We start from the raw sequence: 13,704 nt of genomic DNA, 5'->3' as shown, positions 1-13,704 counted from the left end.
TCCCGCCCGTCCTTAACGGACGGCGGGGAGCTCCTCCTGCGCCGGGAAGACCGAGATCTCGGCCGGGGCGTCGGAGGACAGGGACTTCGCCGCGGCCGGGGCCGGTGCCACGGGGGTGGCGTGCGAGGCGCACGTCACGTCCTTGGCGTCGACCTTGCCGGTGAGCAGGTAGCTGTCCACCCGGGTGTTGATGCACGGGTTCAGCAGGCTGGTGACGCCGTGCGAACCGGCGCTCTTCTCGGTGATCAGACGCGAACCGGCGAGACGGCGGTGCAGCTCGACCGCGCCCTTGTACGGCGTGGCCGCGTCCCGCTCGGACTGGACGATCAGCACCGGGGGCAGCCCGTGCTTGGCGCCGACGGCGATCGGGGTGCTCTGCTTGGCCTTCCAGGTCGCGCAGGGCAGGTTCATCCACGCGTTGGACCAGGTCAGGAACGGGTACTTCTGGTGCAGCTTGGTGTTGTCCCGGTCCCACTTGGACCAGCTGGTGGGCCACTTGGCGTCGGCGCACTCGACCGCGGTGTACACGGCGTTGCCGTTCTCGGAGGCCGCGTTGCCCGCGGTGTCCGACATGTCCGGGGCGATGGCGTCGATGAGCGCCTGCTCGTCACCGGCTGCCCAGGCCGCGAAGGTCTGGGCGACGGGCACCCAGGAGGAGTCGTAGTACGGGGCGCCCTGGAAGAAGCCGATGAGCTCGGCCGGGCCGACGATCCCGCCGAGCGGCTTGGCCTTGGCCTTGCCGCGCAGCTCCTGCCACTTGGCCTCGACCTTGGCACGGGTGTCGCCGAGGTGGAAGACCGCGTCGTTCTTGGCGACCCAGTCCTGCCAGTCGTTCCAGCGCATCTGGAAGGCCACGTCCTGGCCGAGGTTGGCCTCGTACCAGATGTTGTCCTGCGACGGGTCCACCACGCTGTCGACGATCATGCGACGCACGTGGGTCGGGAAGAGGGTGGCGTAGACCCCGCCCAGGTAGGTGCCGTAGGAGACGCCGAGGTAGTTCAGCTTCTTCTCGCCGAGGCCGGCCCGGACCACGTCGAGGTCGCGCGCGGTGTTCGGCGTGGTCATGTGCGGCAGCATCTCGCCGCTGCGCTCCTTGCAGCCGTCCGCGTACTCGGCGGCGAGCTTGCGCTGGGCGCGCTTGTCGGCCTCGGAGTCCGGAACCGGGTCGGCCTTGGGGGCCTTCACGAACTCCTGCGGGTCGATGCAGGAGATGGGCGCGGAGTGGCCGACGCCGCGCGGGTCGAAGCCCACGAAGTCGTAGGCCTTGGAGGTGTTGACCCACAGCGGGCTCTTGGTGGTGACGCGGCGCGGGAAGCGCATGCCGGAACCGCCGGGGCCGCCCGGGTTGTAGACGAGCGCGCCCTGGCGCTCCTCCTTGGTCCCGGTGCTGCCGATCCGGTCGACGGCGATGTCGATGGTCTTGCCGTACGGCTTCGCGTAGTCGAGCGGGACCTTCACCCAGCCGCACTGGATGGGCTTCTCGAAACCCCAGTCCGCCGGGCAGTCCTTCCAGTCGATCCCTGCGCGGGCGGCGCGGGCGGCGGCGATCTGCACGCCCAGCGCCTCGGGCAGCCTGCCGTCGCTGCCGGCGGAGGCCGCCGCGGCCGGCGGGGCCAGCAGCAGGCTCGCCGCAAGTGTGCCGGTGATCATTGTGGCGGCGCTCGCCAGCGCCGCGTTGCGTATCACGTGGTTGTTCCCCCTGCGTCAGATGCCGCCGTGGGCGGCCTGGTTGGTCGGGTTCGGTCGTCGGCGTGCAGGGGGATCCTGTCCTCTGACCCGGACCCGGCGACAGGGCCGGATCGACTTCTTTGCCAACCCGATAACCGGAAAGGCGTGTACCGCTGAGCGGTGCCTGATGCGTCCCGCTTTCACCGGCCGTAGGTGCGGCAGGCCGCGTCGAGCAGCTCGCGCACCCGCAGGGCGTCCGGGGCGAGGACCGTCACCAGAAGGGCCGGACCTGCCAGCGGCGTCACCGCCGCGAACTCCCCCAGGACCGCCGCCGCAGGTGGGTCCGCGATGAAGGCGGGGTTCACGACGAGGAGTTGGCCGAGCGCCCGGCGCCCGGCCAGGCCGGCCGGGCCGTCCCAGCCGCCGGGCGCCCCGGGTCCGCAGGCGAGTTCCTGGTCCAGCAGCGGGGGCCCCCCGCGGTCGACGGTGAGGCGGCTGCGCAGCAGGCCCGGAGCCTCTCCGGTCCGGCCCAGCACTTGCTCCTCGCGCAGCACCAGGCGTGCGGTGGGAGCCAGCCGGACGCGGGTGCGCACCCTCAGGTCGCTGCCGCGCACCGAGACCAGCGGCTCGGGCAGCCACCGCAGCGACGCCCCGTCCTCCACGGTGAGGTGTACGTCGTACCGCGCGGGCGCGCCGGTCCGGCCGGGCAGGGCCAGGGTGGCCGCCGCCGAGGCGAGGACGAGGTGCGCCCCGGGGCCGACGGCGGCCTCGACGGTGAGGTGGTCCCCGCCGAGCGGCGCGCTCATCGCGCCGACCAGCATGACCCCGGCCTCGGCCTCCGACGGGGAGCGGGTGCGGCGCAGCGCGAGCGGTCCCTCCCCGGCCAGCAGCGGCAGGGCGGTGCCGCCCCGCCCGTCGGCCTCGGCGCGGATGCGGGCGGTGGCCCGCAGCCCGGCCGGGGGCACCGGGGGTGCCTGCTCGGTGTCCTCGGTGGTCGCGCCGCTCACCGCGGGGACCAGGCGGCGATCCGCTCGCGCACCCAGGCGGCGACCGGGCCGACCCCTTCGGGGCCGCGCAGCGACTGGAAGGCGACGGGGAGTTCGCCGCGTTGCGCGGCGGCGTCGCGGGCCATCCGCTCGAGGTCGGAGCCGACGTGGGGGGCGAGGTCGGTCTTGTTGACGACGAGGAGGTCGGCGGTGGTGACGCCGGGGCCGCCCTTGCGGGGGATGTCGTCCCCGCCGGCCACGTCGATGACGAAGATCTGGGCGTCGACGAGTCCGCGGGAGAAGGTGGCGGTGAGGTTGTCCCCGCCGGACTCGATGAGGATCAGGTCCAGTCGGCCGTACTCCCGGAAGGCGTCCTCCAGTTCCTCCACGGCCTCCAGGTTGGCGGAGATGTCGTCGCGGATGGCGGTGTGCGGGCAGGCCCCGGTCTCGACGGCGGTGATCCGTTCGGGCGGCAGGACCGCCTCGCGGAGCAGGAACTCGGCGTCCTCGCGGGTGTAGATGTCGTTGGTGACGACGGCCATGGACAGCTCGGAACGCAGCGCGCGGCACAGGGCGGCGACGGTGGCGGTCTTGCCGGAGCCGACGGGTCCGCCGAGTCCGATGCGCAGGGCCCGCCGGGTGCCGTCGGGCCGCCGGGGATCGGCGCTGTGGGTGTGCCGGTGCGGGTAGGTGACCGCGTGGTCGAGGTGCATGGGGGGTGTCTCCTTCGGGGGGGTCAGGAAGCGAAGAGTCGTACCGGCCAGTCGGCATGGACCTCCGCCGAGATGTCCAGCAGCGGCGAGGACGCGGCGGGCAGGGCGCCCGTGCCCTGCGAGCGGGCCCGCAGTGCGGCCCGCTCCGCCCGGGCCGCGACGGCGTCGAGCTCGGGGGCGAGCCGGGCCAGGACCCCGCTCGCCTCGAAGGGGTCCAGGCCCAGCAGCCGCACCGTCGCGGTGGCGGGCCCGCCGACGCTCTCGTACGCCGCCACGTGCGCGGCGTCCAGCGGCCCGAGCCCGGCCGCCCGGGCGGTGACGCCGAGCACCACGGGCTGGTGGGCCCCGCGCGGGAACGCCGCGGCCAGGGACTCCAGTTCGGCCGCCGGCCAGGTGGCCCGGGCGGCGCGCAGCAGCTGCCGGCCCAGCCGCCGGGCCGCGGTGCGCAGCGTCGGCGAGGGGGTACGGGCATCGGCGGCGGCGTCGAGTGCGGCCGGGTCGAGCCCGAGCGCGGCGGCCGCGGCGAGCGCGGCGGCGGTGAGGCCGGCGGTGTGCAGCCGTCCCCGGCAGAAGTCCTCCAGGGTGGCGGCGTCGTGGATCCGGCCCGCCTTGCAGGCGGCCTCGGCCCCGCCGGAGTGGGCGTGGCCCCCGGCGGGGAACCGGCCGTCGGCGAGGACGAGCAGCGCGGCGCGGCTCATCGTCAGGGACCTCTTCTCAGAACAGGAAGTAGCGCTGGGCCATGGGCAATTCCGCCGCGGGCGCCGGTTCCACGGCCTCCCCGTCGATGGTGACCGTGAACGTGTCGGCGTCGACCTCGACCCTCGGCATGGCGTCGTTGCCCCGCATGTCGGCCTTGCTCAGCTTGCGGGTGCTCTCGATGGCCGCGAACTGCTTTCCCAGTGCGAGCCGTTCGGGCAGCCCGTCGTCGAGCGCGGCCTGCGCGGTGAAGTTCAATGAGTTGAGGGTTGGCGCGCGGCCGTGGCTGCCGAACATCGGCCGGGGCAGGACGGGCTGCGGGGTGGGGATGGAGGCGTTGGCGTCGCCCATCTGCGCGTAGGCGATCTGGCCGCCCTTGATGATGAGTTCGGGCTTGACCCCGAAGAAGGCGGGGTTCCACAGCACCAGGTCGGCGAGTTTGCCGGTCTCGACCGAGCCGATCTCGCGGGCGAGCCCCTGGGCCACGGCGGGGTTGATCGTGTACTTGGCGACGTAGCGGCGGGCCCGGTGGTTGTCGGCGGGTCCGTCGCCGGGGAGGAACCCGCGGCGCTTCTTCATCACGTGGGCGGTCTGCCAGGTGCGCAGCACGACCTCGCCGACCCGGCCCATGGCCTGGGAGTCGGAGGAGATGATGGAGATGGCCCCGAGGTCGTGGAGGACGTCCTCGGCGGCGATGGTCGAGGGCCGGATCCGCGATTCGGCGAAGGCGAGGTCCTCGGGGACGGCCGGGTTGAGGTGGTGGCAGACCATCAGCATGTCGAGGTGCTCCTCGACGGTGTTGACGGTGTGCGGCCGGGTGGGGTTCGTGGAGCTGGGCAGTACGTTCGGCTCGGAGACCACGGTGATGATGTCGGGTGCGTGCCCGCCGCCCGCGCCCTCGGTGTGGTAGGAGTGGATGGTCCGCCCTGCGATGGCCGCGAGGGTGTCGGCGACGAAGCCGGCCTCGTTGAGGGTGTCGGTGTGGATGGCGACCTGGGCGCCGGTCTCCTCGCACACCCCGAGGCAGGCGTCGATGACGGCGGGGGTGGCCCCCCAGTCCTCGTGGATCTTGAATCCGAGTGCCCCGCCCCGCAGTTGGGAGTGCATCCCCTCGCGCGACATGGTGTTGCCCTTGCCGAGCAGGCCGATGTTGACCGGGTACGCCTCCAGGGCCGCGAACATCCTGGCCAGGTGCCAGGGTCCTGGCGTGACGGTGGTGGCCTTGGTCCCCTCGGCCGGTCCGGTACCACCGCCGACCAGGGTGGTGATCCCGGATGCGAGCGCCTCCTCGATGACGGTCGGGGAGATGAAGTGCACGTGGGCGTCGATGGCGCCGGCGGTGACGATCTTCCCGTTGCCGGCGATGATCTCGGTCTCGGGACCGATGACGAGTGCGGGGTCGACCCCGTCCATGATGTCCGGGTTGCCCGCCTTGCCGATGCCGCAGATCCGGCCGTCCCGGATGCCGAGGTCGGCCTTGACGATGCCCCAGTGGTCGAGGACGACCACCCCGGTGATCACGGTGTCCGGGGCGCCCTCGGCCCGGGTGGTGCGGGCCTGCCCCATGGACTCGCGGATCACCTTGCCGCCGCCGAAGACCGCCTCGTCGCCGGCCCGACCGGGGCCGCCGCTGAGGTCCCGCTCGATCTCGACGAAGAGGTCGGTGTCGGCGAGCCTTATCCGGTCACCGGCCGTCGGCCCGAAGAGGTCGGCGTACACCTGCCGGGAGAGCTCAGCCATCGAGCGGCCCTCCGGTCTCGCCGCGCAGCCCGGGAACGACGCGCAGTCCGCCCAGCGGTACGAGTTCCACCGCGACCGGGATGCCCGGCTCGAAGCGGACGGCCGTGCCGGCGGCGATGTTGAGCCGCAGCCCGCGGGCCGCGGGGCGGTCGAAGTCGAGGCCGGGGTTGGCCTCGGCGAAGTGGTAGTGGGAGCCGACCTGGACCGGCCGATCGGCGGCGTTGAGCACGGTGAGGCGGGTGACGGGACGGCCCTCATTGAGGGGTACCGGGCCGTCCCCGTAGGCGATTTCGCCGGGGATCATGCGGGGGTACTCCGTTTCAGACGATCGGGTCGTGGACCGTGACGAGCTTGGTGCCGTCCGGGAAGGTCGCTTCGACCTGGACGTCGTGGATCATCTCGGGGATCCCCTCCATGACCTCCTCGCGGGTCAGGACGGTACGGCCCGAGGCCATCAGCTCGGCCACCGTCCGGCCGTCGCGGGCGCCCTCCAGGAGGTGCGATGTGATCAGCGCGATCGCCTCCGGATGGTTGAGGCGCACCCCGCGCGCCCTCCGCTTCTCGGCCACGTCGGCGGCCACGTGGATGAGCAGTCTCTCCTGCTCGTGCGGTGTCAGTTGCACGCGTATCACCAAGTCTCCTGGACAAGATCAACAAGGGGCGGGGCGACCCTACCGGCCTTCAACACTTTGTTGACCTGCGCATATCCGAACCAAGCGAGTCTTGCCCGGGGCCGGGAAAGACTTTCCGCCCCGACCACCGCCGCTTTACCGGATCATGGGTGATCATTGGCGGTCGAACGTGGCCGCCACGCTAAGCCCCCCGCTTTTCCGCTGCGTTAACCCACGTTTCGGGCAGGTACCCGGTTCGACTCCGGGGCCCCGCGCGCCCGATTCCGTATACGGCTCCGCGAACGGAGCCCCATCGAGGAGACAGATGTTCGTCAACCCCGTCCGGCACATCACCTTCGACGCCCTGGACCCCTACCGGATCGCCGAGTTCTGGTCCGCGGTGACCGGCTACACCTTCCACCCCGACGACGTCGAGGGGGACGACGAGGTCCTGCTGGAGCCCGGGCAGCCCGGCGTGCCCGGCCTGCTGTTCATCCGGGTCCCGGACACCAAGTCCGTCAAGAACCGCGTCCACTTGGACATCCAGCCGCCGAGCGGAACCCGGGAGGAGACGGTCGAGCGCCTGATCGGGCTCGGCGCCAAGCTCGTGGACGACCGCCGCGACGCGGACGGTGTCGCGGGCTGGGTCGTACTCGCCGACCCCGAGGGCAACGAGCTGTGCATCGAGCGCAGCGCGGGCGAACGCGGCCTCGTCTAGTTCGTCTCTGTCGGATCTTGTCGGCCAGGCCGGATCCGACGGGGACGACCCGGGTCGTCCCCGGCAGGTCAGCAGCCGAAGACGCTTCGCGCCGGAGCGCCGACGCTCCAGGGCAGGGCGATCCACACCGTCTTGCCGCCGTCGTCGGTCGGGGTGACCGAGAGCCGGCCGCCCGCCTCCACCGTCAGCCAGCGGATGATGACCATGCCCCGGCCGTTGTCCTGCTGGACAGCGGCCGGGAGTCGCTTGGGCCAGCGGGGGTGACTGTCGGTCACACCGACGCGCAGCCACTCCTGGCGCTCGAGCCGGATATCGACAGTGAAGGTCGGCGACTGGCCGAAGGTGTGCTGTACGGCGTTGGTGGCGAGTTCCGAGACGATCAGCCGAACGCTGTCGGCGGTGTCGGCGTCATCGGGAAGTCCCCATTCGCTCAGCACCTCCGCGACATAACGTCGGGCAGTGGCGACCGAGGCGGGATCGCTCGGCAGAGTGACGGATGCTTCCTGGTGATCTGCCATGGCGACCGTCCCTTTCCCACCGGGGCGAAAAGCCCCGGATCTGCGCTGGACGCCAGAGTGCCACCCATCGTGCCGTCACATCTGCCTTTCCCCCAAGATATGCATATATCTGTCGCTCGATGCGGTGAACTCTGCTACGGAAGAGCGTATTTGGACGGCAGACTGGTGCGAGCTGTGCCGGTGGAAGGAGGCGGGTGTGCAGCACGGTCCCGCGGTACGCCGACGCAAACTCGGCGAGGAACTGCGTGCTCTGCGCGACCGGTCCGGACTCACCAGTGGTGAGGCGGCCCGGATCGTGGGATGGCACCAGTCGAAAATCAGCCGCATCGAGACAGGCCGCAGTGGGGTCAAACCAGAGGATATCCGGCTGCTCCTCGACGCTTACGGGGAGATCGTCAGCCCGCAGCTGCGTGCCCTGCTGGAGGCGCTGTCGGCCTCGGCGACCGGCCCCGGTCCGGCGGGCGATACCGGCCGCGGCCGCCAGTGGTGGCACGACTACCGGGGGCTGCTGCCGCAGGAGTACCGGGACTTCATCAGCCTGGAGGCGGGGGCCCGGTCGGCCCGTACGGTGGAGCTTTCCGTGGTGCCGGGACTGCTGCAGACCCCCGGATACGCACGGGCCGTGACCCGGGCCGCGCTGGGCGGGCTGCCGGAGCCGAAGGTGGACGCGCTGGTCGACGTACGGCTGACCCGGCAGTCGGTGCTGCGGGCCGATCCCCCGCTGGAGCTGAGCGCCGTACTGGACGAGGCGGTGCTGCGCCGGCAGATCGGCGGGCCGGGGGTGATGGCCGAGCAGTTGCGGCACCTGGTGGAGGTGTCCCGGCTGCCTCAAGTGCGCCTGCAAGTACTGCCGTTCAGCGTCGGAGGGCATCTCGGCCTGACCGGACCGTTCGTTATTTTTTCGTTTCCGGACATCTCTGATCTGGATGTGGTGGTACTCGACCATTTGACGAGTAGCCTCTATCTGGAGCGGAAGGAAGACCTTGAGGCGTACGGCGCCGCGTTCCGCACCATCCAGGCGCACGCCCTCCCGCCCCAGGACTCGTCGGATCTCATCAGCTCACTCGCTGACGACGTGTAAGGAGGCACCCCCGTGTCCGCAACCCCCTTATCCAGCAGCGGACTTCTGATCAGTGCGCGGTGGCGGCGGAGCAGCCGCAGTACCGGAATGAACAACTGCGTGGAAACGGCCGCTCTTCGCGGCGGCCTGCTGGCCGTCCGTGACTCCAAGCGGACGGACGGCCCGGCCGTGCTCTTCACCGGGCCGGCCTGGGACGGCTTCCTCGCCTCCGTACAGCTCGACACGCAGGCGTAGCCCGCCCGCAGAAGCCCAGGACCCGGGCCGAAAGGCCCTACAGGCTCTGGCCGTCCGCGGCTCCGGCGGGCGCGGTCGCCAGGATCGTCGCGACCGCCCGATCGATCTCGTCCCCCGTGAGATCGGCGCGGGCGGTCAGCCGCAGCCGCGAGATGCCGTCCGGCACCGACGGCGGGCGGAAGCACCCCACGGACAGACCCGCCTCGCGGCAGTCTGCGGCCCAGCGCAGTGCCGCCGACGCCGACGGGGCCCGTACCGACACCACGGCCGCGTCCGGCCGGGCCGCGGTCAGGCCGGACGCGGTGAGTCGCCCGTACAGCTGGGCGGCCACCTCGCGGGCGCGGCCCGCGCGCTCCGGTTCCCGCTGGAGCAGGCGCAGGCTCGCCAGCGCCGCGCCTGCGGCGGCCGGGGCCAGCCCGGTGTCGAAGATGAAGGTGCGCGCGGTGTTGACCAGGTGCCTGATCACCCTGGCCGGGCCGAGCACGGCTCCGCCCTGGCTGCCCAGGGACTTCGAGAGAGTCAGGGTGGCGACCACGTCCGGCGCGCCCGCGAGCCCGGCTGCGTGCAGTGCGCCGCGGCCGCCCTCCCCCAGCACGCCCAGCCCGTGGGCGTCGTCGACGACCAGGGCGGCGCCCTCGTCCCGGCAGGCGGCGGCGTACCCGGCGAGCGGCGCGGCGTCCCCGTCCACGGAGAACACCGAGTCGCTGACGAGCAGCGCGCGGCCCTCGTGCGCGGCGAGCGTCTTGCGTGCGGCGTCCGGGTCGGCGTGCGGGACCACCGAGGTCTCGGCGCGCGACAGGCGGCAGCCGTCGACGATCGAGGCGTGGTTGCCCGCGTCGGAGACGACCAGGGTGCCCCGGCCGCTGAGCGCGGTGACGGCGGCGAGGTTGGCCGCGTACCCGGAGGACAGGACGAGCCCGGCCTCGAAACCGCAGAAGGCGGCGAGCTCCCGCTCCAGCTCCGTGTGGAGCTCGGTCGTACCCGTCACCAGACGCGAACCGGTGGCTCCGGCGCCCCAGCGCTCGGCAGCCTCCTGCGCGCCCCTGACGGTCTCGGGGTGCCGCGACAGGCCGAGGTAGTCGTTGCTCGCGAGGTCCAGCAGCGGCGAGACCGACGGCCGGGGGCGCAGCGTACGCACGAGGCCGGCCTCCGCCCGTGCGCGCTCCGCGTCATCGATCCACGCGAAGACGTCCGCCGGGTCGGGAGTGAGCTCGGGCATCGGCACGTCCTCGTGTTTTGTCGGCAGTCCACAGACCTGCCCCGACCCTAGCTCCCGCGACTGTTGCGTCAGGTGTGGTGATACACACACACCCATCCGGCCATGTTGTCCGATCTCTCCTTGGCCGGGAGCGGGGATGTGGTCCAGGATCGGGTGCATGGACCTGCTGAACACCCTGGTGGACAAGGGGCTGCGGCGAGAGCTGCCGACCCGCGAAGAAGCGCTCGCCGTTCTGGCGACTTCTGACGACGAACTGCTCGACGTGGTGGCTGCGGCCGGCAAGGTGCGCCGCCAGTGGTTCGGGCGTCGGGTCAAGCTGAACTACCTGGTCAACCTGAAGTCGGGCCTGTGCCCCGAGGACTGCTCCTACTGCTCCCAGCGCCTGGGGTCGACGGCCGGGATCCTCAAGTACACGTGGCTGAAGCCGGAGGAGGCCTCCCAGGCCGCCGCGGCCGGTGTCGCGGGCGGCGCGAAGCGGGTCTGCCTGGTGGCGAGCGGCCGCGGGCCGACGGACCGGGACGTGGATCGCGTCGGCAGGACGATCGCGGCGATCAAGGAGCAGAACGAGGACGTCGAGGTCTGCGCGTGTCTCGGCCTGCTCTCGGACGGCCAGGCGGAGCGGCTGCGGGACGCGGGCGCGGACGCCTACAACCACAACCTCAACACCTCCGAGGCCACGTACGGCCAGATCACCAAGACCCACACCTACGCGGACCGCGTCGACACGGTGCAGAAGGCGCACGGCGCCGGTCTGTCCGCGTGCTCCGGTCTGATCGCGGGCATGGGCGAGAGCGACGAGGACCTGGTCGACGTGGTCTTCTCGCTGCGCGAGCTGGACGCGGACTCGGTGCCGGTCAACTTCCTGATCCCGTTCGAGGGAACCCCGCTGGCCAAGGAGTGGAACCTCACCCCTCAGCGCTGCCTGCGGATCCTGGCAATGGCGCGCTTCGTCTGCCCCGACGTCGAGGTCCGCCTCGCGGGCGGGCGCGAGGTGCACCTGCGCTCGATGCAGCCGCTGGCCCTGCACGTGGTCAACTCGATCTTCCTCGGCGACTACCTGACCAGTGAGGGCCAGGCCGGTCAGGCTGACCTCGACATGATCGCGGACGCCGGTTTCGAGGTGGAGGGCGCCGGTACGTCGACCCTTCCCGCGCACCGCTCCGAGGTCGCGGCCGCCGCCACCGGCGGGGGCTGCGGTTCGAACGGCGGCGCCTCCCTGTGCGGTTCGGGCGCGCCCGCCGAGGGCGACGCCCAGGCCGCGGGCTGCGGCACGGCCTGCGGCGGCTGCTCCGGCCACGCTCCGGCGGCGGAGACTCCCGCACCGGTCCAGGCCGAGGCCGGCGGGGTCCGGCCGGAGCTGGTGGCGGTACGCCGCCGCGGCGCGGGGACGGACATCGCCCCCAATGCCTGATCGGCTCAACCGCTCGTCGGCCGGCGCGGAACTGCTCGCGCTGGACCGGCAGCACGTCTGGCACCCGTACGGCCCGATGCCCGGGCGGCAGGAGCCGCTGGTCATCGCCTCCGCCTCGGGTGTGCGGCTGCGGCTCGCCGACCCGTCCCAGGGGCACGGCCACACGGAGCTGGTGGACGGCATGTCCTCCTGGTGGTCGGCGATCCACGGCTACAACCACCCGGTGCTCAACGAGGCCGCGACCGCTCAGCTCGGTCTGATGTCGCACGTCATGTTCGGCGGGCTCACCCATGAGCCCGCCGTCCGGCTCGCCGCGAAGCTCGTGGAGATCACCCCGCCGGGGCTGGAGCACGTCTTCCTCTCCGACTCGGGCTCGGTGTCCGTCGAGGTCGCGGTCAAGATGTGCCTGCAGTACTGGCGTTCGCTGGGACGGACCGGCAAGACCCGGCTGCTGACCTGGCGCGGCGGATACCACGGGGACACCTGGCAGCCGATGTCCGTCTGCGACCCCGACGGCGGCATGCACGAGCTGTGGCAGGGTCACCTGCCCCGGCAGGTCTTCGCGGACGCGCCGCCCGGCGATTTCCACACCCCGGTCGACCCGGCGTACGCCGACCACCTGCGCTCCATGATCGCCGCGCACGCGGACGAGCTGGCCGCGGTCATCGTGGAGCCGGTGGTGCAGGGTGCGGGCGGCATGCGCTTCCACCACCCCGACCACCTGCGGGTGCTGCGCGAACTGTGCGACGAGTACGGGGTCCTGCTGATCCTGGACGAGATCGCGACGGGCTTCGGCCGTACGGGCGCGCTGTTCGCGGCCGACCACGCGGGGATCACGCCGGACGTGATGTGCCTGGGCAAGGCGCTGACAGGCGGCTACCTCACGCTGGCGGCCACCCTGTGCACGGAGCGGGTGGCGAACGGCATCTCCCGCGGCGAGGTCCCGGTGCTGGCGCACGGACCGACCTTCATGGGCAACCCGCTGGCCACGGCCGTGGCCCTGGCCTCCGTCGAGCTGCTGCTCGGCCAGGACTGGGCGACGGAGGTCAAGCGTATCGAGGCGGGGCTGCGGACGGGCCTGGCCGCCGCGGCCGACATCCCCGGGGTGAAGGACGTACGCGTCCTGGGCGCGATCGGCGTGGTGCAGCTCGACCACGAGGTCGACGTGGCCGCCGCCACCCGGGCGGCTGTGCGCGAGGGCGTGTGGCTGCGGCCGTTCCGGGACCTGATCTATGTGATGCCGCCGTTCGTGACCGGCGACGAGGACGTGAACCGCATCTGCCGCGCCGTGTGCGCGGCGGCGCAGGAAGGCTGAGATGGCTGAGATGCCCGTGCTGATGGTGACCGGGACGGGCACCGAGATCGGCAAGACGGTGGTCACGTCGGCGATCGCGGCGGCCGCGGTGGCGGCAGGCCGCTCGGTCGCGGTGCTCAAGCCGGCGCAGACGGGTGTCGGCCCGCTGGAGCCGGGGGACGCCGCGGAGGCCGTCCGGCTGGCCGGGCCCTCCGTCACGGCGCTGGAACTGGCCCGCTACCCGGAGCCCTTGGCCCCGGACACGGCGGCCCGCCGCTCGGGGCTGGCGACCCTCTCCCCGGCGCAGATCGCGGAGGCCGCGCGGAGGCTGTCGCTGGACCACGACCTGGTGCTGGTGGAGGGCGCGGGCGGGCTGCTCGTCCGCTTCGACGAGGCGGGCAACACGCTGGCCGACGCGGCCCGCCTCCTGGGCGCGCCGACGCTGATCGTCGCCCCGGCGGGCCTCGGCACGCTCAACTCCACCACCCTGACGGCGCAGGCCCTGCGGGCCCGCGACCTCACCCCGCTGGGCGTGGTGGTCGGTAGCTGGCCGCAGAACCCGGACCTGGCGGCCCGCTGCAATCTCGCGGACCTCACGAAGTCCTCCGGCCTGCCGCTGCTGGGCGCGGTCCCTGAGGGCTCGGGCACCCTCACGCCGGACCGCTTCCGGGCATCGGCCCCGTCCTGGCTGGCCCCGCCCCTGTCGGGCACGTGGTCGGCCCGGTCCTTCCTCACCACCTGGCCCCCACCCCCCTTCACCCCGGCCGACGCCAGCCCCGCCGGCGTTTGAGGCGTGGGGTCCGGGGCGGAGTCCC

Annotated in this window: 15 protein-coding genes; 6 read left to right on the top strand and 9 right to left on the bottom strand. The window is 72.5% G+C overall.

Features of this window, described 5'->3' with window-relative positions:
* Nucleotides 1–12: 12 nt before the first annotated feature.
* The 7 genes from ACIQZO_RS22630 to ACIQZO_RS22600 all read right to left on the bottom strand — a co-directional run bounded on the left by ACIQZO_RS22630 (nt 13) and on the right by ACIQZO_RS22600 (nt 6,426).
* Complete coding sequence (locus tag ACIQZO_RS22630; protein WP_403629033.1) at nt 13–1,650, bottom strand: alpha/beta hydrolase; 1,638 nt, start codon at nt 1,648–1,650, stop codon at nt 13–15.
* A 218-nt stretch (nt 1,651–1,868) separates the two neighbouring features.
* Nucleotides 1,869–2,675 (bottom strand): urease accessory protein UreD, encoded by an 807-nt coding sequence (locus ACIQZO_RS22625; protein ID WP_403628769.1) that lies wholly within the window; start codon nt 2,673–2,675, stop codon nt 1,869–1,871.
* Nucleotides 2,672–3,367, bottom strand: a complete 696-nt coding sequence (gene ureG / locus ACIQZO_RS22620) for an urease accessory protein UreG (RefSeq protein WP_403628767.1) — start codon at nt 3,365–3,367, stop codon at nt 2,672–2,674. Before ureG ends, ACIQZO_RS22625 begins: the two co-directional genes overlap by 4 nt.
* Nucleotides 3,368–3,390: 23 nt before the next feature.
* Nucleotides 3,391–4,065 carry an urease accessory protein UreF gene (locus ACIQZO_RS22615; RefSeq protein ID WP_403628765.1) on the bottom strand — a complete coding sequence of 225 codons (675 nt, stop codon included), beginning with the start codon at nt 4,063–4,065 and terminating at the stop codon, nt 3,391–3,393.
* A gap of 16 nt (nt 4,066–4,081) precedes the next feature.
* Complete coding sequence (locus ACIQZO_RS22610) at nt 4,082–5,803, bottom strand: urease subunit alpha (protein ID WP_403628763.1); 1,722 nt, start codon at nt 5,801–5,803, stop codon at nt 4,082–4,084.
* Nucleotides 5,796–6,107: an urease subunit beta gene (locus ACIQZO_RS22605; protein ID WP_403628760.1), complete on the bottom strand. Its 312-nt coding sequence runs from the start codon at nt 6,105–6,107 to the stop codon at nt 5,796–5,798. The genes ACIQZO_RS22610 and ACIQZO_RS22605 overlap by 8 nt, the downstream gene beginning before the upstream one ends.
* A 16-nt stretch (nt 6,108–6,123) precedes the next feature.
* Entirely contained in the window at nt 6,124–6,426 is a 303-nt protein-coding gene (locus ACIQZO_RS22600) for an urease subunit gamma (RefSeq protein WP_030011137.1), read from the bottom strand.
* Between the two features lie 313 nt (nt 6,427–6,739).
* On the opposite strand from ACIQZO_RS22600, the gene ACIQZO_RS22595 reads away from it, so the two are divergent.
* Entirely contained in the window at nt 6,740–7,132 is a 393-nt protein-coding gene (locus ACIQZO_RS22595; protein WP_403628758.1) for a VOC family protein, read from the top strand.
* A gap of 68 nt (nt 7,133–7,200) precedes the next feature.
* Here ACIQZO_RS22595 and ACIQZO_RS22590 read toward each other — a convergent pair whose 3' ends face one another.
* Nucleotides 7,201–7,650: an ATP-binding protein gene (locus ACIQZO_RS22590; RefSeq protein WP_403628756.1), complete on the bottom strand. Its 450-nt coding sequence runs from the start codon at nt 7,648–7,650 to the stop codon at nt 7,201–7,203.
* A 196-nt stretch (nt 7,651–7,846) separates the two neighbouring features.
* Here ACIQZO_RS22590 and ACIQZO_RS22585 point away from each other — a divergent pair, with 196 nt between their 5' ends.
* Complete coding sequence (locus tag ACIQZO_RS22585) at nt 7,847–8,731, top strand: helix-turn-helix domain-containing protein (RefSeq protein ID WP_403628753.1); 885 nt, start codon at nt 7,847–7,849, stop codon at nt 8,729–8,731.
* Between the two features lie 12 nt (nt 8,732–8,743).
* Nucleotides 8,744–8,965, top strand: a complete 222-nt coding sequence (locus ACIQZO_RS22580) for a DUF397 domain-containing protein (protein ID WP_403628750.1) — start codon at nt 8,744–8,746, stop codon at nt 8,963–8,965.
* A gap of 37 nt (nt 8,966–9,002) precedes the next feature.
* Here ACIQZO_RS22580 and ACIQZO_RS22575 read toward each other — a convergent pair whose 3' ends face one another.
* Nucleotides 9,003–10,184: an 8-amino-7-oxononanoate synthase gene (locus ACIQZO_RS22575; protein WP_403628747.1), complete on the bottom strand. Its 1,182-nt coding sequence runs from the start codon at nt 10,182–10,184 to the stop codon at nt 9,003–9,005.
* A 157-nt stretch (nt 10,185–10,341) separates the two neighbouring features.
* Between ACIQZO_RS22575 and bioB the strand changes: the two genes are divergently transcribed.
* The 3 genes from bioB to bioD are packed head-to-tail and all read left to right on the top strand — an operon-like array spanning nt 10,342 to nt 13,679.
* Nucleotides 10,342–11,595 (top strand): biotin synthase BioB, encoded by a 1,254-nt coding sequence (gene bioB, locus ACIQZO_RS22570; protein ID WP_403628745.1) that lies wholly within the window; start codon nt 10,342–10,344, stop codon nt 11,593–11,595.
* Complete coding sequence (locus ACIQZO_RS22565; RefSeq protein ID WP_403628742.1) at nt 11,588–12,910, top strand: adenosylmethionine--8-amino-7-oxononanoate transaminase; 1,323 nt, start codon at nt 11,588–11,590, stop codon at nt 12,908–12,910. Before bioB ends, ACIQZO_RS22565 begins: the two co-directional genes overlap by 8 nt.
* 10 nt (nt 12,911–12,920) lie before the next feature.
* Complete coding sequence (gene bioD / locus ACIQZO_RS22560) at nt 12,921–13,679, top strand: dethiobiotin synthase (protein WP_403629030.1); 759 nt, start codon at nt 12,921–12,923, stop codon at nt 13,677–13,679.
* The last annotated feature ends 25 nt before the right edge of the window (nt 13,680–13,704 follow it).

Origin of the sequence: Streptomyces sp. NPDC097617 (assembly GCF_044761485.1) — a bacterium.
In the GTDB taxonomy this organism is placed as follows: Bacteria; Actinomycetota; Actinomycetes; order Streptomycetales; family Streptomycetaceae; genus Streptomyces.
The sequence above is the reverse complement of the archived record's forward strand: the minus strand, read 5'-3'. Positions and strand labels throughout refer to the sequence as shown.

What these genes read in the sequence shown, in the direction of transcription:
- ACIQZO_RS22630 (WP_403629033.1), bottom strand. Translation starts at nt 1,650, where the DNA reads ATGATCACCGGCACACTTGCGGCGAGCCTGCTGCTGGCCCCGCCGGCC.
- ureG (WP_403628767.1), bottom strand. Translation starts at nt 3,367, where the DNA reads ATGCACCTCGACCACGCGGTCACCTACCCGCACCGGCACACCCACAGC.
- ACIQZO_RS22615 (WP_403628765.1), bottom strand. Translation starts at nt 4,065, where the DNA reads ATGAGCCGCGCCGCGCTGCTCGTCCTCGCCGACGGCCGGTTCCCCGCC.
- ACIQZO_RS22610 (WP_403628763.1), bottom strand. Translation starts at nt 5,803, where the DNA reads ATGGCTGAGCTCTCCCGGCAGGTGTACGCCGACCTCTTCGGGCCGACG.
- ACIQZO_RS22605 (WP_403628760.1), bottom strand. Translation starts at nt 6,107, where the DNA reads ATGATCCCCGGCGAAATCGCCTACGGGGACGGCCCGGTACCCCTCAAT.
- ACIQZO_RS22595 (WP_403628758.1), top strand. Translation starts at nt 6,740, where the DNA reads ATGTTCGTCAACCCCGTCCGGCACATCACCTTCGACGCCCTGGACCCC.
- ACIQZO_RS22590 (WP_403628756.1), bottom strand. Translation starts at nt 7,650, where the DNA reads ATGGCAGATCACCAGGAAGCATCCGTCACTCTGCCGAGCGATCCCGCC.
- ACIQZO_RS22575 (WP_403628747.1), bottom strand. Translation starts at nt 10,184, where the DNA reads ATGCCCGAGCTCACTCCCGACCCGGCGGACGTCTTCGCGTGGATCGAT.
- bioB (WP_403628745.1), top strand. Translation starts at nt 10,342, where the DNA reads ATGGACCTGCTGAACACCCTGGTGGACAAGGGGCTGCGGCGAGAGCTG.
- ACIQZO_RS22565 (WP_403628742.1), top strand. Translation starts at nt 11,588, where the DNA reads ATGCCTGATCGGCTCAACCGCTCGTCGGCCGGCGCGGAACTGCTCGCG.
- bioD (WP_403629030.1), top strand. Translation starts at nt 12,921, where the DNA reads ATGCCCGTGCTGATGGTGACCGGGACGGGCACCGAGATCGGCAAGACG.